This is a genomic window from Paenibacillus alvei DSM 29, from assembly GCF_000293805.1.
GTDB classification, from domain to species: domain Bacteria; phylum Bacillota; class Bacilli; order Paenibacillales; family Paenibacillaceae; genus Paenibacillus_B; species Paenibacillus_B alvei.
On the sequence record NZ_AMBZ01000001.1, the window covers coordinates 1,101,985 to 1,120,828 of the forward strand.

Sequence of the window (18,844 nt, forward strand, 5' to 3'; positions counted from 1 at the left end):
GTTAACCTCCTATCCCCGTGCTACAATCGTTTGTCGTGATGGAAATTGCATACGAAATGCGCATTCGGGTCGTACACTTCGAACTCGTAACCCTTGCTTTGAATGTAATCAATAATAGCTGGCAATGCATCCAAGGTCTGCTGGCGATCATGCAGCAAAATAACCTCTACGTCTTCTGTCAAGCCCGCCTTAACTTGCTCCAGCACTCGATTCGGTTGTCCGATATATTTCCAATCCCAAGAGTCGAGTGTCCAGTCCCACATTTTAAAGCCCGCATCTGCAATATCCTTACGGAATGACTCGCCAATTTGCGGTGCGCTGCCGTATGGAGCACGGATCAATGTTGGCTTGTAGCCCGTTAACTCGTCTACAATGCCCTGCGCCTCCTTGAACTCGTCAATGAAGTTTTTGGAGCCGCCACTCTTATACAGCTTAGCGTAATCATGCGTCATGCTGTGCAGACCTGGATAATGGCCTTCCTTCACCATGCGCTTCACCGCATCCGGGTATTGTCTCATGTTATCGCCCAGCATAAAATAAGTAGCTTTAATATTATGCTGCTTCAATAAGTCCATCATATCATTGGAATATTTGCTCGGCCCATCATCGAACGTCAAATAGGCAACCTTGCGAGTTAAGCCGTTGTACTCCTTCGGTGATTCTTTCTCTTGTGCTGCTGTTCCAAAAGGAACGACTTCTGTCACAATCAACTCGCTTCCAGATGCTGTATCTGTTCCGAGCAGGCTCTTAGCTCCAGCGTATATTCCGACGCCAATGACGACAAGAAGCATGAGCAATACGGTGCGTCCAATTAACTTTTTGCGTTTCTTACGGCGACGGTTGCCGGCCGACACCATACCTCGATCCATCATTATCCTTATCCACTTCCTTCTAGCGACTTGTTTCGACAACTACTATAATATAAATCTAGCATTAGGGCATTACAGAAACATTACAACTCTATTGATTTTATCAAAAAATAGATACAATGTTGTTACCATCTCAAGAAAATGGTTACAAATACATGAAAAATATGACAAAAAAAGCCCTCTGTCCACCTTTTCCACAGTACAGAGGGCCTATTGAAACTAGAAAAAGCATATGCTCACTAGGTCATATGACCCTGTTAGCCAGCTTTGTTCTACTTGTAATGATTTTGTCATCACCGAAGAACGTTACATGATCGCTGTCGTGTTCATTTCATTTTCTGCTGTACATTTTGACGCGTATTTTCGTTCGTTTTACTGTTTATCCTGCTTCTCCATCGCTGCCTTCAGCAAGTCGCCCAAGCTGTTGCCGATTGATTCCTGCTTCTCGTATTTCTTGAGCAAATTTCGCGTTTCATGCTTGCGTGCCTTGCCTCCGCCCTCATCCAGCTTTTCGGTTATGTTGCAAGCGAGACACTGCACATACTTGCCTGCCTTGCCAATCTTAAATTCCATTTTCTTATGGCATTGCGGGCAGCGGCGATTTGAGAGCTGCTTCTCATCAGAACGCTTGTATTCACAAGACTTGCTGGAGCAAATAAGACGCGTACCGCGCTTCGACTTCCGCTCCATTAGGCGTGAACCACATTCCGGACAATGGCGATTCGTCAAATTATGCGGCTTGTATTCCGCGCTGCTCGTCTTCACTTCTTTTACCAGTTGCTCGGTCATCTCCCGTATCTGATTCATGAACGTTGAAGTGCGCGCTTCGCCCCGTGCGATACGCTCCAATTCCCGCTCCCAGCGAGCGGTAAGCTCTGGAGATCTCAACTGATCCGAAGTAAGGCGAATTAACTGCTCCCCCTTGCCTGTCGGTTGAAGCGATGCGCCTTGGCGCTCAATGGTATCAGAAGATACAAGTTTCTCAATAATATCCGCGCGTGTGGCTGGCGTGCCGAGTCCATGCTTCTCCATCTGCGTCAGCAACGTAGCTTCTGTGTAGCGGGCCGGCGGCTTCGTGCGATCTCTGCGCGTTATTACTCGCTTCACTGCCAGCTTATCGCCATTCGTTAAGCTCGGCAGGCGTTGTTCCTTATTCCAAGCCGACTGATGATCCTCCTCCTGATCCTCATTTGAGGATGTATCATCCCAGTCCCCTTCATAGGCTTGACGCCAGCCGATGTCAAGCATCGTGCGTCCCTTCGCATAGAGTCGCTCACCGCCAAGCTCAATTGTAACCGCAACCTGCTCATACTTCGCTGGCGGCAGGAATAAGGCGATATAGCGCCGCGCAATCAAATCGTACAGCTTGCGTTCATCTGTAGACAACGCCGACAGTCGCAGCGGCTCATCGGTTGGAATGATGGCATGGTGATCTGTAACCTTGCTGTCATCCACGATGCGCTTCGTAACAGACAGATTGCGGCTCCCGCGCAGGAGCAACTTCGCAGCTGCTGCATAAGGCCCCACAGCCATCGCGCTCAGTCGCTCTTTAAGAGTACCGACCATATCCGAGGACAAGTAGCGGCTGTCTGTGCGCGGATAAGTGACAAGCTTATGCTGTTCATATAGACGCTGCAACACATTCGATGTTTGCTTGGCTGAGAATCCATAACGGCGGTTTGCATCCCGCTGCAGCTCAGTAAGATCATATGCGAGCGGATGCGGTTCATTCTTCGTAGACTTCTTCAAATCCGCCACAATAGCTTGCCGACCGTTCTGCAGCTTGGCAGCGATGGCTTGGGCTGCTTGTTCATTGAAAATGCGTCCGTCTCCGTTGGCCCCACGCCATACTGCTTCGAACCCGCCGCAATCCGCGTGTATCGTGTCGTACTCCTCGGATTGGAAGTTCTTGATCTCCTGCTCCCGCGACATCATCATCGCAAGTGTCGGCGTCTGCACACGTCCCGCAGACAGTGGAGTTTCGAACTTGCAGGTTAAGGCGCGAGTTACATTCAAGCCGATAAGCCAATCCGCCTCTGCCCGACAGCGCGCAGATTCATACAGGCGATCGAATTGATTGCCTGGCTTCAGTTGGCGGAAGCCTTCCTTGATTGCCTTATCCGTCTGCGACGATATCCATAGGCGGCGGAACGGCTTGTTCCACTTCACCATTTCCATGACCCAGCGTGCCAACAGCTCTCCCTCACGCGCCGCATCTGTTGCAACGATGAGATCCTTAATATCCTGACGCTTGCACAACTGCTGTACGACCTTGAATTGATGCGATGACTCGCGCAGCACCTTCAGCTTCATCTTCTGCGGAATCATTGGCAAGTCTTCCAGATTCCAAGTCTGATACTTCTTGTCATAGTCTTCTGGCTCCGCCAATCCGACCAAATGGCCTAATGCCCATGTTACGACATAGTCAGGCCCTTCAAAATATTGTTTATGAGACGTGCGGCATCCAAGTACACGGGCGATCTCGCGACCAACCGATGGCTTTTCCGCAAGTACGAGTGATTTCATACATCCATTCCTTCCCTTCATTCTGCTGCTCCTATTATAGCATGACCTTCAACCGCCTTTTGGCTTCTGATATGATAAGGGTATAATCGTATTGGATTCCGACTATCGCAAGGTATTTATAGGGAAAGGGGAAGCTGCGCCTCATGTCGTTCAACGCCTTCCAACTGAAGCTGCTGGCAGCCGCGCTCATGACACTGGATCATATACAGGCATACTTCCCAGACTCCGTCCCGCTCGCCTTTCACTGGCTTGGGCGGCTGTCCGCGCCAATCTTTTTCTTTCTACTCATTGAAGGGTATGCATTCACTCGTAATCGAAGATGTTATTTGCTGCGTCTGGCTGCAGGCGCTGCCGTGATGGCTGCCGGAAGCACGCTGCTCCTCTATTTGCTTCCTGGGGGATCGATCCCGAACAATATCTTTCTATCCATGCTTGGGGCGTTATTATTACTGACAACCTATGATTGGGCACTGCGTACTGAATCGGGTGTGGCAGGATGGGTGCTGTGTTGTGCTGTAGCATCCTTAATGATAGTTGTAGTAGAATTCAGCTGGCTGTCCGTTTCGATGGCACTTGTATTCTACCTGTTCCGGGGACGAGGGCGCGCAATGGCTGTCGCTTTTATCATCTCTTCCCTAGCACTCACTATCGGAATGGATTTGTTCGCTTACCGAGAACCGGCATTGTGGAGCTTAGCGTACGATTGGCGGATCAACGCTCAGTGGATGATGATTTTTGCTATTATTCCGATCAGTTTCTACAATCAACAACGTGGGTATCAATCCATATGGGGAAAATACGGCTTCTACCTGTATTATCCGCTTCATATCTGGATATTGTATGCAAGCAGTACGGCATGAGAATAGAAGGACGGTTTTGTTTTTAACCCTTCCAACAACATAAGAACCAACAGAATTTGGAGGATGTAATGTGCGTTTGGATCGTTTTCAACTAAAGCTGCTCGGCATGACGCTTATGGTGCTTGACCATATGAACCAGTTCCTGCCGGGTATGCCCATATGGTTCGGGTGGTTCGGTCGGATCGTCGCTCCGATCTTTTTCTACTTTATCGTAGAGGGCTTCTACCACACCCGGAGCCGCGTCAAATATATGCTTCGCCTATTCAAGTGGGCAGTTATTACCAAGCTTGGCAGCACATTGCTTCAGCTCGCATTGCCTAGTGAGACTGTCAGCGTCATGAATAATATTTTTTGTCCCTATTAATGGGACTATTGCTCTTAACTGCAATCGAATGGACGAAGAAAACACGCTACTACGCCCTTGGAACTCTATACATCATCCTCGCCGTAATCGGCGGGACATTTACAGAGGCGTCCATACTCGGCGTCGCGATGACGCTGATTTTCTATCTTTTCCGTGAACGTAGGAGTCTAATGGCGATCGCATATGTAATTGTAATGCTGCTGATTGCCGTAGGTCTCGGCTCTCTCGGCATTCCGCCCGATGAAGTCTTCTCCTATGACAATTTATTTGTCCTGAACTATCAGTGGATGATGATATTCGCCATAATCCCGATTCTGCTGTATGACGGAGAACGCGGGTATCATGCCAAGTGGTCCAAGTATATGTTCTACGTATTTTATCCGGTACATATTTGGATTCTATATACCATTGGCGTTCTAGTTCGATAATGAGCGGCGCAGTGCTGTCTCTTCCATGGTTGTGCAACCAGCAGAAGGGATGGCCCTTTTTCTTTTTCCGAACCCCTGAGCTTCAGAGGTAGGCAAATAGCATTGATTCTCAGAGTATACGCATGATTTCCTCTGTTGTATAGAGATAATATAGATGTCATACCACGCCATAACACCTCATTTAAATTGTGCACAATTTAATTTTATAAAATATAATTGCACAAATGATTATTCCATGATATAACGATTACAGCACTATATTTGATAAACAACCGAAACAGAAGATGCAGTTTCATTGCTTTACGATATTGCAATTTTTTATAAATAAAGGAGCGAAATAATATGACCACGGTATACGATTATTCCGTCAAAAAACCAAACGGAGATGAAGCGTCGCTGTCGAGCTACGAAGGACAGGTGCTCGTAATCGTTAACACAGCCAGCAAATGCGGCTTCACCCCTCAATTTACTGAGCTGCAGCAATTGTATGACCAATATAAGGAGCAGGGCTTGGTCGTTCTCGGCTTCCCATGTGACCAGTTTGGCAATCAAGAGTTTGGAGATATGAAGGAAACAATGGAATTTTGCCAAGTAAACTATGGCGTTTCCTTCCCGATGTTCGCCAAGGTTGATGTGAAGGGCGATCATGCAGAGCCATTGTTCCAGCATTTGGTGACCGAGAAGAAGGGCCTTCTTGGCAGCACCGATATTAAGTGGAACTTCACGAAGTTCCTCATCGATCGCACAGGGGCCGTCGTGAAGCGTTACGCTCCGCAAACCTCCCCTTCCAAGCTGAAAGAAGATATCGAAGCCTTATTGTAAGGTGCAGCAGGAGATGAGAACATCATGACATCAAAGCAGGACAACACGATACAGCCAGACGACCTACTCAAGCTGGACAATCAGCTCTGCTTCGCCATCTATACAGCATCCAAGGAAATTACGAAGCTGTATCGGCCTATGCTGGAGAAGCTGCAACTGACCTATCCCCAATACATTACCTTGCTTGCACTATGGGAAACGGACAATCTCACCGTGAAAGAGCTCGGTCAACGACTATCTCTCGATTCCGGTACGCTAACACCAATGCTGAAGCGAATGGAGCAGCAGCAACTCATTGAGCGTAAGCGCGGCGCACAGGATGAGCGGCAAGTTTTTATTACCCTTACGCCAAAAGGGCGCGAATTGAAGTCAACTGCTAGCTGTATCCCAGCAGAGCTGGTCAATAAAGCTTCTTCCGCACATATTCCCGTGGATAGTCTGATGCGCAGCATTCAAGAGCTGACCGCTCATTTGCGCCGACTCCATGATGCAGCAACGGAGTAGAACAAACGAATGATGCATTGACTTTCAGGGAAAAAGCTATATAATGATATCAACAATTCAGATACGGAAATTTGCCAATGAAGAGCATCCAACTCGGAGGCGTTCTCGTCAAGGCGTCGGCTTGCCCGATGTGCCCTAAGTGAACCGGCACCGCCCGTTACCGCGGAACCAAGAGGATCTTCAACCTGCTTCCTGTAAGCTACCGCTTACTTGCAGCACTGATGATCAAGTTGGGTGGCACCGCGAGCTAGCGCTCCTCGTCCCAATCGGATGAGGAGCGCTATTTGTATTTTCTACTAACAGGAATCGCGGTAAAGGAGACGGTGACTATGCTAGACATGAAATGGATTCGCAATTATCCAGACGAGGTGCAGTTGGCAGCTCAGCAAAAAGGCATCCCCTTCGAAGTAAAGGAACTGCTCACTTGTGATCAGGTTCGGCGAAATTTGCTGCAGGAGACAGAAGCCCTGCGCCAGGAGCGCAACACAATTACGTCCCGCATAGCTGCTGCCATGCGGGACGGTGAACGACAAAGTGAAGCGGAAGCATGGAAGGAACAAGTTCGCCAGTGCAATGATAAACTTGCGCAGTACGAAGCGAAGCTGGCAGAAACCGAACAAGAATACAGCCGCCTGCAGCTTCTTGTGCCAAACATCACTTCGCCAGATACTCCGATCGGAACTTCGGATGAGGATAATGTGGAAGTGCGGCAGATTGGCGAGCTGCCCAACTTCGATTATCCCCTGCTTGATCATGTCGAGCTTGGCGAACGATTAGGCATCATGGATATACGTCGTGGGGTTAAGGTAGCAGGATCCCGAGGCTATTATTTAAAAAATGCCGGGCTGCTGCTGCATCGTGCGGTACAGCAGCTTGCACTTGATCTGCTCATGGATCACGGCTTCACCATTATGGATGTGCCGCTCATGGTTCGTCAGGACGCGCTGATTGGTACCGGCTTCTTCCCGCTTGGCGAGGATCAATGCTATGCCATGCCGGAAGATGGTCTGTGGCTCGTGGGCACTTCAGAAGTTAGCCTCGTCTCGTACTGCAGCAATGAAATCGTAGATGTCACCGAACCGATCCGCATGGCTGGCGTATCCGCCTGCTTCCGGCGCGAAGTAGGCTCTGCAGGCCGTGATGTCCGCGGCTTGTACCGTGTCCATCAATTTGCCAAGGTGGAGCAAGTTATCATCGCCCCGAATGATGCCGTACTGTCGAATCAGCTTTTGGAGGAAATGGTGGGCTATTCGGAAGCAATTTTGCAAGCGCTGGAGCTTCCCTATCGTGTCATGGCAGTATGTACGGGAGACATGTCGCAAAAGACATATAAACAGTACGATATCGAGACGTGGATGCCATCCCGCCACCAATTCGGTGAAACGCATTCCGCGTCAAACTTGCTTGACTTCCAAGCCCGCCGCTGCAATATTCGCTACCGTGATGAAGCGGGACAGCTTCAATATTGCCATACGCTTAACAATACAGCGGTAGCCAGCCCGCGAATTCTCATCCCGCTGCTGGAGAATCACCAACAGCCGGATGGGACTGTCCGTATTCCACGGGCACTGCAGCCTTACATGCGCGGCATGGAAGTCATTAAGCCGCAATAAATAAACAATAAGGCCGCCGGAGAACATATCTCCAGCGGCCTTACTAACGTATCCTTGCCTATAACATTACGGGAAATGCAGCCCTCTTCCCTTATTCTTGCGGCGGCTGAACCTTCCCACAATGAGGAATAACAGCACAACAAGCACAACTCCAATCGAGTCTACTGCGACATCAATCGCGTGTCCAGTTCGATTCGGCACGAAGCTCTGATGCCACTCATCCGATGCTGCATAGGCAACAGAGATGACAGCTCCGGCAGCAATGGCCATCCATCGTTCCCATCTCAAGGCAAGCAGCGCACGAATCACCAGAAATGTCAATAGCGCATATTCAGCTACATGCGCTCCCTTGCGAATAAAAAACTCTACAAAATCATAGGGCTGCTTCCAAGTCACCAAGCCCCCATCATACGTAAATTCAATAGACGGAAGCCAATGCTCAAGCATAGATAGCGGCAGCCACGCAGCGAGCGTAGGTCGCAAATCCTGCTCTCCATACGACTGTGAAGACTTATAAAAGATAAAAGCCATCCAGGCCAGCGTGGCGAGCAGCCACCACACAAACCGTTTATTTCGTACCTTCATGATTGCTCCTTCCTTACTTTCGATCCTCCTGAGGTGGGCGTGCATCCGTCCGCTTCTCTCCTCGAATAGATATCACTGCGTCCGCATTCGAGCGCAGCTTCAGCATCACGTCGAACTTGCCAAGCTCGGTCGTACGACCTTGCGCATCCATTTTACCATACGTTACGAAGTTCTCCACCGGGAAGGAATGACGGAAGTATACCATAGATGTGCCAAAGTCAGGTTTGCTGCCGATTTCTTCAAACAGCTTGTCCGCGCTTGTTCCCGTTCTTCCCTGCCATACGACCTCAGCCAATCCGTCCTCTGTGATCGCTACAACACTGGTAACATCCTTAATATGATAGCGGTAGCGAAGCGCCTCCCCTTCCGGGAACACGATGGTCGCCTCGAAGCCTTCCGACCGCGGCTTAATTTCTCGGTTCGGATAGACAAACGGGAGACGGAGCGCTTCCTGTCGAGCTGCCTCTAATTCACCCGTCCGTATGATCTCGTCACGCTTCACCCGTTCCGGCGTGCGGATGATCGCAGCCTTCTTCTTCGCATCCCATTTGACCTTGCCGCCTAGCGCTTCACTAATAAAACGCAGCGGCACATACGTATGGCCCTCTATAATCCGAACAGGCGCGTCCAATGCTACCTTTTTTCCATTTACCCATGCGCTGGGCTGCTCTGCAATGAGTTTAATCGTACGTGATTTATCAGCAGAATATACCCATACCGTTTTAGCAGCTGCATCCCATTTGTAGGTAACGTCCTGCTTGCCTTTACTGCCATCTTGATTGAAATAGCTATAATCATCAAATGCAAACAGCGGAACGACAATATGCTGCTGATCCCACTTCCACTCCGAAATATCGTATCCATTAAAGTAAACCTTCGCCTGCTGCATAGCGGATGGCACTGCTTGTTCGGCCTGTGCTGGCATCGAGAATCCCGCCCATACCAACATATTCATCATGATAAGCAGCCACTTTTTCATATTCGTCCCGCTCCTTTCACAATCATGTCCTTTCATAGGGATTCTATTTATTTAGACATTTCCCTGCTTGTAAAAGTTTCAAATTTCGACGGATATCGCATCGTTTTCCCTATTTACCACAGAAATAGAGATGTCCCCTTCCCTTGCAAATGCAGATGCCTCCATCGATAATAACGGTATTACCCCCTACTCGACAATGGGATTGGAGAGGAGATATTCACAATGACCTTACGCACTGAGAAAGAGAAAATGATAGCAGGCGAGATGTATATGGCCGCAGATGAAGAACTCGTTAAGGATCGTGAATTTGCAAGGCGCCTTACCCGCATGTATAACCAAACGTTAGAAACGAATTACAGCGAACGGACAGAAATACTACAGAAGTTGTTCGGCTCAGTAGGCGAAGGCGTGTACATTGAACCAACCTTCCGCTGCGATTATGGCTATAATATTTATCTTGGCAAAGGGGTCTATGCCAACTTCGACTGTGTGATGCTGGACGTATGCGAGATTCATATTGGAGACAACTGCTTCCTTGCTCCAGGCGTTCATATTTACACAGCCACTCACCCTTTGGATCCAATGGAGCGCATCTCCGGCCTTGAATTTGGCAAGCCGGTTACGATCGGGGATCGCATATGGATTGGCGGCCGTGCGATCATCAACCCGGGTGTTACCATCGGCAGCAATGTTGTCGTAGCTTCCGGCGCCGTTGTCACCAAAGATGTTCCAGACAACGTAGTCGTAGCGGGAAATCCTGCACGAATTATTAAGCATATCGAAGTATAACCGATAAGTATAACCGATAAGTATAACCGAACAGCACGAAAAAAAGCCTTTCCTGAACGGAAAGGCTTTCTGTGTCATGCATCGATTCTCTTAAACCTGCAGCAGCGTCAGAATAATGGACGTTAAGCCGAAGCACAGATTAACCAAGCAGAGCACTGCCACAACCTGCTTCTGATTCAGACCTCCTGCCAGCAGCCGGTAATGCGCTTGTGTCGCATCCGCCTTATATACAGGCTGGCCATTCAGCATCCGGCGAATAACAACGAATACGTTATCCAGAATCGGTACGCCTAAGGCCAATATCGGAATGAACAAGGACAATACAGTGGCCTGCTTAAATGCGCCATCCAAAGCGATAACGCCGAGAATAAAGCCAAGGAATGTCGCGCCTGCGTCGCCCATAAATACTTTTGCCGGTGGCTTGTTGAATCGCAGATAGCCGATAGAAGCTCCGACGAGAATAATCGCCATCATCGCAGATACACTCTGACCTTGAGCCAGGGCGACTGCGAACAAGGTTCCGCCCGATATCGCAGTTAATCCTCCTGCCAAACCATCCATCCCATCTGAGAAATTGATGACGGTAGTGACACCGAAGATCCACATGACGGTCAAGATGCATTGGAGCCATGCAGGCAGGCTTACAAATTCATGCGTGAATGGATTCGTAAAGCCTTCGAAGGTAATCCCGGATAAATACACGATTACGGCAGCGCATATTTGCACGAGAAGCTTCGGCAATGCCGGAAACTCTTTGCCGTGCGTCTTGTACCAGTCATCGATTGTTCCGATAGCGAGAATCAGCAGCCCACCACATATGATGGCAATTGATTCGATCGCAGAATTTCGAACAAAAATCACATAAGAAACGATGAATGCAACAAAAATGGCGATGCTCGCCGTAAGCGGGATCGGCTCCCGATGAATTTTACGCTCATTGTCCGGCATGGGCTTGTCAACAAAATCAATCCGGAACGCAAGCTTGCGCAGCGGAGGTATCAAAAACATCACGATACATGAAGAGATCAGAAAAGCTAAAAAATAATACATACTTTCCTCCTGTAATCATGCATTATAAAGACAAAAAACGTAATAATGATAGGGCATACATTGCAACTATAACTCATATTATCATGAATAATAGCGGATTATGAAATTAAATTTTTTCATATATCGTTCAGCTCAGGTCGCAATATGCTCCATGATTAGGCTTGAATTGGCTCCCTATGCTATGATTACGATAAGCATCATCCACTTTATGAAGTCAAATTTTTAATACATAAGAAAGGTGTGTTCTTCCATGCAATATCGCAAGCTTGGCAAGACAGGAATGAAAGTGTCTGTAATTGGTGTAGGCACTTGGCAATTCGGCGGTGAATGGGGACATGACTATACACAAGCAGAGGTCGATTCCACCCTTCACAAAGCGAAGGAGCTCGGCATTAATTTCATTGATACAGCTGAATGCTACGGCGATCACCTTTCGGAATCCTTCATAGGGGATTATTTGAGCAGGGACAATCGTGAGGATTGGGTAGTCGCAACGAAGTTCGGCCACCATTTCCACTCCCACCTGAATCGGACAAATGAATACGGTGCTCCAGAGGTATTGAAGCAGCTGGATGATTCCTTGCGTGCGCTCAAGACTGAGTATATCGACCTGTATCAATTCCACTCAGGTGATGACGATGCCTTCAATAATGACGCGCTCTGGACAATGCTGGATAAACAGAAGCAAGCCGGGAAAATTCGCCATATCGGTCTATCCCTAAATAAAAGCAACAGCATGCACCAGACGGCAAATGCAGCAAACGTGGGCGCAAGTGTCATCCAAGTCGTGTACAATCGACTTGACCGTGGCCCAGAGCAGGATGTATTTCCATCCTGTATCGAGCAGAATCTGGGCGTTCTGGCACGCGTTCCGCTTGCTAGCGGCCTCTTGAGCGGCAAATACAAGCCAGGTGCTTCCTTCGCCGCCAATGATGTGCGTCATCGTCATGAGCAGCAGTTCATTGATGAGCGTTTGCAGCAAGCCGAGCACATTCGCCAGACCGAAGTGCCAGAGGGTGTCAGCATGGCGGAATGGGCACTTGCTTGGTGTCTGCGCCACCCTGCTGTTACATGTGTCATCCCTGGATGCAAAAACGAAGCCCAGGTCGAGAGCAATGCTCGAGCTGCACAACTTGTATCCTCAGATCATCCACAGTTATGGACGGAATAAATCGACATGCGATTATCCCGCAAATGCACCACATGGTGGTCGGTTTGCGGGTTTTTTGCTGATATAACAAGGACGAGCAATCATTTGTAAACGCATGGCTAATTATTTTTAATATTTTTTCGTAATCCACTTACTTTTTTATAGTTGATATGGTATGATCTTTTTACAACAATGAATACCCGAACATGCTATCATAAGACGTAAGAGGAGATGACACCTATGCATGATATCGAAACCATCGTCAAACAAAGACGCTCAGCCAATAAATTTATAAAGGATATCGAAATTTCGGAAAAAGAACTGAGTGACATGTTCTCACTTTCGAAGTTCGCTCCATCCGCCTACAATCTGCAGCATACACATTATGTTGCTATCACGGATAAAGACAAGATGAATGCGCTGTATGAGGCTGCTTACAAGCAATACAAAGTCTTGACCGCTTCAGCCGTGATCGTGGTGCTGGGCGATATGAACGCCTATACACATGTGGACACCTTGAATGAAGGTTTGTTGAATCTGGGTGTGATTAACAAGCAGGAGTATGATCACTTTGTAAGCAGTACGAAGGATTTCTACATTAATCGCGGGGAGTCCTTCCGCCGTGAGGATGCCATTCGCAATGCCAGCCTATCTGCGATGCAGTTCATGCTTATTGCCAAAGACAGAGGCTGGGACACTTGCCCAATGATTGGCTATGATCCCGAAATGGTTCGAACAGCGCTCAATATTCCAGACCATTACGTTCCCGTTATGATTACCCTTGGCAAGGAAGATACATCAAGCCCGCGTCCGCGCGGCTATCGCAAACCCGTTCACGAATTCGTCACCTTCCAATCCTTCTAATTCATACAGAAGAGTAAAGCTTCCCCAGATTAGCCATCTTGGGAAGCTTTATTTATGCTTGCGTTATTTTTTCAATTTGCGGTTGTTGAACCAGAGCGGAATGCGGAACACCAAATTGATGAATAGAACGACAAAGACAAGGACTGCAGCCGCCTTGTCAGCAATCTGACTAGCGTCCTCAACAATCGCTTCGGATTGCACATACCAGAGATGAACAGCGAGTGTCTCGCCCGGCGAGAATAGGTTGAAGTCCCACATTTCTCCGGAGGTGCTCAACCCCGCAGTCAAAATAATAACCGCCGATTCACCGAACGCACGGCCTGCCACCAAGCATATTCCAGTAATAACCGCTTGCAAGGCTACAGGGAGAACGACCGTGCGAATCGTCTGAAACTTCGTCGTCCCGAGCGCATAAGCTGCATTGCGCAGCTCGACCGGAACATCTCGAATGGCCTCTTCCGTAACCCGGCACAGCATGGGCAGATTCAAAAATGCCAAGCTTACCGCCCCGCCCAATATTGTGAGTCCAATTTGGAAGTATTCTGCGAAAATCGCGAGCCCAAGCAGCCCGAACACGATAGAAGGAACGGATGATAAGGATTCGACACACATGCGAAGACCTTCTGTAAAGCGGTTCGCAGGCGCATATTCCGCCATATAAATGCCTGCCCCTACTCCAATAGGCACGGAAATAAGCAAGGACAGGATTAAGATATAGAACGAGTTGAACAATACGGGCCCGATGCCACCGCCCGCATCTATTTCTTCTGGAACCCTCGTTAGAAACTCCAGCGTGATGCCAGACAACCCTTTGCTCAAAATCGTATACAGCAGCCAGAAGATGAGCAGCAGAACGGCTGCTCCAAGTGCGTAAAACAGCACCGTAGCCGTCTGATTGTACAGCTTGGCTCGATTGTTTTGGCCTGTTGAGGAAAACGAACTCATGCGCGTGCGCCCCCTTTTTTGCCTATAAAACGAATGACAACAATAAGCAGGAAGGAGATAAGCAGCAGCAGAAACGCCATCATGTGAAGCGCATAGTTCCAGGTTGAATCGAACTCTACGTTTGAAATTTGCATGACAATGTTGCTCGTCAGCACCGCCGTCGGCGTAAATAAAGAGCCGGCAAGCTGAGCGGTATTGCCGATAACCATGACAACTGCCATCGTTTCGCCAATCGCACGAGTCATCCCCAAAATAATCGCTGCAATAATGCCCCGCTTCGCTGCCGGAAGCACAACCCGCATAATGACCTGCAAGCGGGTAGAGCCCAGCGCATAGGCCGCTTCCCGATATTTCTTCGGTACGGCTGCGATAGCTTCATCACTTACCCGACATATGGTCGGCAATATCATAAGGGACAGAACGAGCGCGGCTGCAAGCAGGCCGTCTCCCAAGTTCTCCCCTGTCCATTCACGAATCAGTGGGATCAATACGGTTAACCCCAAATAGCCATACACTATAGAAGGAATACCAACCAACAAATCAAGCACTGGCCGAACGAACTGTTTCAACCACATTGGAGAAATCTCTACAAGCAGAACTGCCATGCCAACAGATATCGGAACTGCAATCAGCAGGGTAAGTCCTGTCAGCAGCAGGGTGTTGATAATAAATGCACCGGCCCCGAATTTTCCATCTTCCGGCGTCCAATCGAGTGATAAAAAGAAGTCTGCTAGAGAAATATCGCGGAAGGTCAATATCCCCGTCTTGCCGATGAAGAAGATGACCAATCCGAGCACAGCACATAAGGCTAGAATGCACAGCAGAAATAAGTAATGGAACAGGCGGTTCGCAAATCGTACGCGAGCATATCGGTCGAACTTGCTTTTTTTCGTTGTAGTAAGGATATTGGCTCCGCTAAGCGGTGCTAGTTCATGAACAGGCGTGCTCATTCTCGTTCCCCCATAGAACAACCAGCCCCCGACTTCCTGAGGGCTGGCCGTGAATGAAATCTCTTACAGCGAATCGTTCCGTTTACTTCATTGCGGAAATCGGGATGAATTTCAGCTTTTTCAGCGAACCTTGTTGGAATTTCGCACTTTGAATATACTCGATGAATGCTTTTGTAGCACCTGTAGGCTGACCTTTTGTCATATAGTAACCGTAAGCCCATACTGGATACTTGCCTTTGATGACATTGTCAGTAGTAGCTTCTACGCCGTTGAATTTCACAGCTTTTACATCGCTGTTCACATATACAAGGTCAATGTAGCCAATTGCGTTCGGAGTTGTTGCAACTGCTGTTTTCATGTCGCCGCTAGAACCAACTTCTTTGTAGTTGTCCTTTTTCTTCGTGATGTCGCCGCCATCCAATGCTTTCAATTGATAGTTAACGCGCGTGCCAGAACCGAAGGAACGAGTGATGACAACGATGTCTGCATTGTCGCCGCCAACCTCTTTCCAGTTCGTGATTTTACCGGAGTAGATCCCTTTCAACTGTTCCGTTGTCAGGTTATCCACCTTCACATTTTTGTTTACGATGGTTGCAAAAGGAATTACCGCTACTTTGTGAGCAACTTGACCTTCGAATGCTTTGAAGCCTGGAACGTCTACGCTTGCATCCCAATCGCACGCGCCGATTTCAGCGATGCCTTTCTTAACAGCTTGCGGTCCAGTGATGGAGCCTTTACCGGAAGCTGCAACTTTCACTTTTGGATGCAGCTTTTGGAATTCCTTCGCTGCTTGCAGTGTCATTGGCAGCAAGGCTGTAGATCCATTAATGGTTACTTTGCCTTTCAAGTCCTCCTTAGCAAGAGCGGTAGATGCTCCGCCGAAAGCGGATGATACGAGGAATAAAGAGGCTAAAATAGCCAAAGATGCAATTTTCAATTTTTTCATTGTGATGTTCTCCCTTCGTAATGGTTATTTCGTTAATGCAACTGCTTGATTATTTGCAACCCATTTCACTTGACCATTTTCAATCACGGCAATTTGAGAAGCGTCCGCGGATGGAAACAGTTCCGTAATTGTGCCTTCTGTTGTGTACAGCTTCGACTTGGCGCCGTCTGCTTTCACCGCATAGATGCTTGACTTTCCGTCCTTTTCCGTCACTGCGATGATCAATTGACCTTTAGCGGAAGTAACCGCCAAGGACACGTCTACATCAACTGCGAAATCAGACACTTTCTTTTCCTTAGCCTGAATAACCTTCAAAACATTGTTCTCAACCGCTCCATCCGTATCGCCACTTACGTATACAACTCGTCCATCTGCCAACAGGTTCGGATACAGCTTGTTGTCTGGCGTCGTTGTCAACTGAACTGCCTTCGCATCCTTTGCAGTCAAATCCAGCGTAAACAATTGGGAGCCTGCTCCAGAGAAGTCGATGGACAAGGAATCTTCTGTGCTATCCTTGTCATTTTTCGCCACCCCCGTAATGTTCACCGCATAGAGAAGCGTCTTATCGTCTGCAGACAAGCGGATATCCGACTTATTCTCAACTTTGTCAGCCAATACAGTCGTAATTTTGCCGCTGTCTATGCTCACGCAAGAAATTTTCTCCTGCTTGTCCCCCTGTACAAAGTACACTTTTTTGCCGTCTGCCGACCATGTCAGATCTGTTTTCACGGAAGTATCTTTTCCAATCGCTTGCGCCGTTCCGAGACTCATATTCATCAAAAACAATTGGCTTGACTCATCTGTGAATACCCCCCACTTTAAATCAGGGGAAACTGCTGTGTTCGCTGCGTTTTCATTGAAAGTCAATGCATCATATACCCGGTATGTAGGATTCCATTTATACAATTGAACCGATCCATCGAATTCGCGAGCCGCTATCACTTCACCGTTGCTGTTTACACGTGGTGAGCTGAAGTCGCCTTCGAGGGGCTTCACCCTGATCAGATTCAGCTTGCTTCCAGACCCCGTTACGTCTCCACCGAATGCTTCCACAAGCACGTTAAGCTCAGCGTAGATCACACCTTTTTGCTCTTGCGGCGCAACTGTGAAGCTCTTCGCTGCGCTGTCTTCTTGATAAGCATTCGAGTTTACTTGGATCGTAATCGTTTTTGCTGGATTTCCTCCAACCAGCGTAATCACGCTTTTGCTCTCAGCTTGGATGTGCGCACCAAATATATTGGCAATGTCGCGAACGGAGTACAATACCTTCCCTTTTACATTCAGCGTGCGGATATTACTGCTAGCACCGTCAACCCCGATAGATTGACTGGATGCTTTCGCTGCTTCCTTCGTCACTGCTGCGATGCTTACTTGCCCTTTGTTTACTTCCGCTGCACTGACAGCACCTGTAGATATGATCGTGGATAGTGCTAGCGACGTTGCGATGACCGTTAACATGTTACGATTCATGTCTTCACCCTTTTCTCATGGCAATAGGTATTGCAATAGGCTTCTGGAAGTATTTTCACATACGAATGTTAACGGGAATCGTGCGTATTTTTTTGGATTTGTAAATTTTGCAATTTACGCAAATAAAAAAAGCAGCCTTGATCCTATCAAGGCCGCCGCGCATAAACTCATAAGGGACTTCCTTTTCTTGTACGTCGCAGCCCCTATTTTGCACCAAATGAATCACTTCGTCCACCTGAGACGACCGCTTGCCTTCCAAATCAATCAGCGGGAAAATTCTCACTTCCTCCTTCGCCACTCGTAAAAGCTCCTCTATCGTTCGACGATGAAATTCCGTATCCAACCGGTCTGCATACATGAAGAGAAAGTGCGCAGACAAAATGATATCAAATTCCCCGCTCGTTTACATATGTTTGGCATAAGGCCCTAATTGCTTCACCGTAAAGCAGTATGGAGAATTTGGATTTTTGAGCCACATATTCCCCTTCACGATAAGCACATATACGGCTGCCGCAAAGTAAATCGTCCCGAGTATCCAATCCGTTGTATGAACAAGGCCATTCGATACGATATGAAAAACATACCAACCGCCAACCGGAATATGCAACACCAATACGGAGAAAAGTCCTGGATTATACAGCGTTTTTGCCTTGATATTTGCGAAAATGCCATGCCAAATGAATTGGAAAAATCCCATCAGCATAGGAGCGAGGCCAAGCCATATCACGTCAGGGAAGAGGAGAGGAAATAAATAGAACCCATAAGCGATAATCAGATTAATAATCATTGCGGATTGGGGATTGAGCGGAAATTGCCGCGGACTTTTGCTCTTAAAGAGAACAGCATTAAATAGACCGCTGAAGTAGCCCGGCCATCGATATTCTTCAACTTGATGGACAAGTATGGCCACGAAGCTCAACCAGAGCATCACCTTGATGTCGGGAATTTCCGTTCCCCTAAGAAACAAGTACACACAGACCAATGCAGCGACAACCAACCCAAGATCCTGCCAATACTTTCTGAGAAAATTCATAACTCTTTCCTCCTGTTCGCAGTGGCAGCGCCACTGCATGCGTAATGGTCTTCATTTTACATACAAGAATGCTTGGCTTCATGTAACCGGTAATCCA

Annotated in this window: 20 protein-coding genes; 9 read left to right on the forward strand and 11 right to left on the reverse strand. The window is 48.1% G+C overall.

The features are described 5' to 3' along the window. Nucleotides 1–20 precede the first annotated feature (20 nt). Both PAV_RS05175 and PAV_RS05180 read right to left on the reverse strand, forming a co-directional pair. Entirely contained in the window at nucleotides 21–872 is an 852-nt protein-coding gene (locus PAV_RS05175; RefSeq protein ID WP_238555744.1) for a polysaccharide deacetylase family protein, read from the reverse strand. A gap of 369 nt (nucleotides 873–1,241) precedes the next feature. Next, nucleotides 1,242–3,395, reverse strand: a complete 2,154-nt coding sequence (locus PAV_RS05180) for a DNA topoisomerase III (RefSeq protein WP_040735488.1) — start codon at nucleotides 3,393–3,395, stop codon at nucleotides 1,242–1,244. A gap of 143 nt (nucleotides 3,396–3,538) precedes the next feature. On the opposite strand from PAV_RS05180, the gene PAV_RS05185 reads away from it, so the two are divergent. The 6 genes from PAV_RS05185 to serS all read left to right on the forward strand — a co-directional run bounded on the left by PAV_RS05185 (nucleotide 3,539) and on the right by serS (nucleotide 7,986). Next, entirely contained in the window at nucleotides 3,539–4,255 is a 717-nt protein-coding gene (locus tag PAV_RS05185) for a TraX family protein (RefSeq protein WP_005544094.1), read from the forward strand. A gap of 70 nt (nucleotides 4,256–4,325) precedes the next feature. Beyond that, nucleotides 4,326–4,619, forward strand: coding sequence for a TraX family protein (locus tag PAV_RS37175; RefSeq protein ID WP_338010893.1), 294 nt, complete (start codon nucleotides 4,326–4,328; stop codon nucleotides 4,617–4,619). Then, the gene (locus PAV_RS37180) at nucleotides 4,607–5,047 is read left to right on the forward strand and encodes a TraX family protein (protein WP_338010894.1); all 441 of its coding nucleotides are present in this window, start codon (nucleotides 4,607–4,609) and stop codon (nucleotides 5,045–5,047) included. The genes PAV_RS37175 and PAV_RS37180 overlap by 13 nt, the downstream gene beginning before the upstream one ends. A 342-nt stretch (nucleotides 5,048–5,389) precedes the next feature. Continuing rightward, on the forward strand, nucleotides 5,390–5,869 hold the full coding sequence (locus PAV_RS05195) for a glutathione peroxidase (protein WP_005544095.1): 480 nt from the start codon (nucleotides 5,390–5,392) through the stop codon (nucleotides 5,867–5,869). Between the two features lie 24 nt (nucleotides 5,870–5,893). Beyond that, nucleotides 5,894–6,373 (forward strand): MarR family winged helix-turn-helix transcriptional regulator, encoded by a 480-nt coding sequence (locus PAV_RS05200; RefSeq protein WP_005544096.1) that lies wholly within the window; start codon nucleotides 5,894–5,896, stop codon nucleotides 6,371–6,373. A 329-nt stretch (nucleotides 6,374–6,702) separates the two neighbouring features. Further along, complete coding sequence (gene serS / locus PAV_RS05205; protein WP_005544097.1) at nucleotides 6,703–7,986, forward strand: serine--tRNA ligase; 1,284 nt, start codon at nucleotides 6,703–6,705, stop codon at nucleotides 7,984–7,986. A gap of 66 nt (nucleotides 7,987–8,052) precedes the next feature. Here serS and PAV_RS05210 read toward each other — a convergent pair whose 3' ends face one another. Together PAV_RS05210 and PAV_RS05215 are read right to left on the reverse strand one after the other, a co-directional pair. Further along, nucleotides 8,053–8,571 carry a VanZ family protein gene (locus PAV_RS05210; protein WP_005544098.1) on the reverse strand — a complete coding sequence of 173 codons (519 nt, stop codon included), beginning with the start codon at nucleotides 8,569–8,571 and terminating at the stop codon, nucleotides 8,053–8,055. A gap of 13 nt (nucleotides 8,572–8,584) precedes the next feature. Then, nucleotides 8,585–9,550 (reverse strand): copper amine oxidase N-terminal domain-containing protein, encoded by a 966-nt coding sequence (locus PAV_RS05215; RefSeq protein ID WP_005544099.1) that lies wholly within the window; start codon nucleotides 9,548–9,550, stop codon nucleotides 8,585–8,587. Nucleotides 9,551–9,772: 222 nt separating this feature from the next. Between PAV_RS05215 and maa the strand changes: the two genes are divergently transcribed. Beyond that, nucleotides 9,773–10,339, forward strand: coding sequence for a maltose O-acetyltransferase (gene maa, locus PAV_RS05220; protein WP_005544100.1), 567 nt, complete (start codon nucleotides 9,773–9,775; stop codon nucleotides 10,337–10,339). Between the two features lie 90 nt (nucleotides 10,340–10,429). On the opposite strand, the gene PAV_RS05225 is transcribed toward maa, so the two are convergent. After that, complete coding sequence (locus tag PAV_RS05225; RefSeq protein ID WP_005544101.1) at nucleotides 10,430–11,389, reverse strand: MraY family glycosyltransferase; 960 nt, start codon at nucleotides 11,387–11,389, stop codon at nucleotides 10,430–10,432. Between the two features lie 250 nt (nucleotides 11,390–11,639). Here PAV_RS05225 and PAV_RS05230 point away from each other — a divergent pair, with 250 nt between their 5' ends. Continuing rightward, nucleotides 11,640–12,560 carry an aldo/keto reductase gene (locus tag PAV_RS05230; protein WP_005544102.1) on the forward strand — a complete coding sequence of 307 codons (921 nt, stop codon included), beginning with the start codon at nucleotides 11,640–11,642 and terminating at the stop codon, nucleotides 12,558–12,560. Nucleotides 12,561–12,779: 219 nt separating this feature from the next. Next, on the forward strand, nucleotides 12,780–13,403 hold the full coding sequence (locus tag PAV_RS05235) for a nitroreductase family protein (protein WP_005544103.1): 624 nt from the start codon (nucleotides 12,780–12,782) through the stop codon (nucleotides 13,401–13,403). 63 nt (nucleotides 13,404–13,466) lie between these two features. On the opposite strand, the gene pstA is transcribed toward PAV_RS05235, so the two are convergent. The 6 genes from pstA to PAV_RS05265 all read right to left on the reverse strand — a co-directional run bounded on the left by pstA (nucleotide 13,467) and on the right by PAV_RS05265 (nucleotide 18,747). Then, nucleotides 13,467–14,348 (reverse strand): phosphate ABC transporter permease PstA, encoded by an 882-nt coding sequence (gene pstA, locus PAV_RS05240; RefSeq protein WP_005544104.1) that lies wholly within the window; start codon nucleotides 14,346–14,348, stop codon nucleotides 13,467–13,469. After that, nucleotides 14,345–15,298 (reverse strand): phosphate ABC transporter permease subunit PstC, encoded by a 954-nt coding sequence (gene pstC / locus PAV_RS05245; RefSeq protein ID WP_005544105.1) that lies wholly within the window; start codon nucleotides 15,296–15,298, stop codon nucleotides 14,345–14,347. Before pstC ends, pstA begins: the two co-directional genes overlap by 4 nt. An 82-nt stretch (nucleotides 15,299–15,380) precedes the next feature. Continuing rightward, nucleotides 15,381–16,244, reverse strand: coding sequence for a phosphate ABC transporter substrate-binding protein (locus PAV_RS05250; protein WP_005544106.1), 864 nt, complete (start codon nucleotides 16,242–16,244; stop codon nucleotides 15,381–15,383). Between the two features lie 24 nt (nucleotides 16,245–16,268). Further along, complete coding sequence (locus PAV_RS05255) at nucleotides 16,269–17,714, reverse strand: stalk domain-containing protein (protein ID WP_005544107.1); 1,446 nt, start codon at nucleotides 17,712–17,714, stop codon at nucleotides 16,269–16,271. 55 nt (nucleotides 17,715–17,769) lie between these two features. Further along, entirely contained in the window at nucleotides 17,770–18,012 is a 243-nt protein-coding gene (locus tag PAV_RS32170) for a hypothetical protein (RefSeq protein WP_005544109.1), read from the reverse strand. Nucleotides 18,013–18,117: 105 nt separating this feature from the next. Continuing rightward, nucleotides 18,118–18,747, reverse strand: a complete 630-nt coding sequence (locus tag PAV_RS05265) for an HXXEE domain-containing protein (RefSeq protein ID WP_005544111.1) — start codon at nucleotides 18,745–18,747, stop codon at nucleotides 18,118–18,120. Nucleotides 18,748–18,844: the final 97 nt, after the last annotated feature.

Coding starts and splice junctions, on each gene's coding strand:
- PAV_RS05175 (WP_238555744.1), bottom strand. CDS start 872: ATGATGGATCGAGGTATGGTGTCGGCCGGCAACCGTCGCCGTAAGAAA.
- PAV_RS05180 (WP_040735488.1), bottom strand. CDS start 3,395: ATGAAATCACTCGTACTTGCGGAAAAGCCATCGGTTGGTCGCGAGATC.
- PAV_RS05185 (WP_005544094.1), top strand. CDS start 3,539: ATGTCGTTCAACGCCTTCCAACTGAAGCTGCTGGCAGCCGCGCTCATG.
- PAV_RS05195 (WP_005544095.1), top strand. CDS start 5,390: ATGACCACGGTATACGATTATTCCGTCAAAAAACCAAACGGAGATGAA.
- PAV_RS05200 (WP_005544096.1), top strand. CDS start 5,894: ATGACATCAAAGCAGGACAACACGATACAGCCAGACGACCTACTCAAG.
- serS (WP_005544097.1), top strand. CDS start 6,703: ATGCTAGACATGAAATGGATTCGCAATTATCCAGACGAGGTGCAGTTG.
- PAV_RS05210 (WP_005544098.1), bottom strand. CDS start 8,571: ATGAAGGTACGAAATAAACGGTTTGTGTGGTGGCTGCTCGCCACGCTG.
- PAV_RS05215 (WP_005544099.1), bottom strand. CDS start 9,550: ATGAAAAAGTGGCTGCTTATCATGATGAATATGTTGGTATGGGCGGGA.
- maa (WP_005544100.1), top strand. CDS start 9,773: ATGACCTTACGCACTGAGAAAGAGAAAATGATAGCAGGCGAGATGTAT.
- PAV_RS05225 (WP_005544101.1), bottom strand. CDS start 11,389: ATGTATTATTTTTTAGCTTTTCTGATCTCTTCATGTATCGTGATGTTT.
- PAV_RS05230 (WP_005544102.1), top strand. CDS start 11,640: ATGCAATATCGCAAGCTTGGCAAGACAGGAATGAAAGTGTCTGTAATT.
- PAV_RS05235 (WP_005544103.1), top strand. CDS start 12,780: ATGCATGATATCGAAACCATCGTCAAACAAAGACGCTCAGCCAATAAA.
- pstA (WP_005544104.1), bottom strand. CDS start 14,348: ATGAGTTCGTTTTCCTCAACAGGCCAAAACAATCGAGCCAAGCTGTAC.
- pstC (WP_005544105.1), bottom strand. CDS start 15,298: ATGAGCACGCCTGTTCATGAACTAGCACCGCTTAGCGGAGCCAATATC.
- PAV_RS05250 (WP_005544106.1), bottom strand. CDS start 16,244: ATGAAAAAATTGAAAATTGCATCTTTGGCTATTTTAGCCTCTTTATTC.
- PAV_RS05255 (WP_005544107.1), bottom strand. CDS start 17,714: ATGAATCGTAACATGTTAACGGTCATCGCAACGTCGCTAGCACTATCC.
- PAV_RS05265 (WP_005544111.1), bottom strand. CDS start 18,747: ATGAATTTTCTCAGAAAGTATTGGCAGGATCTTGGGTTGGTTGTCGCT.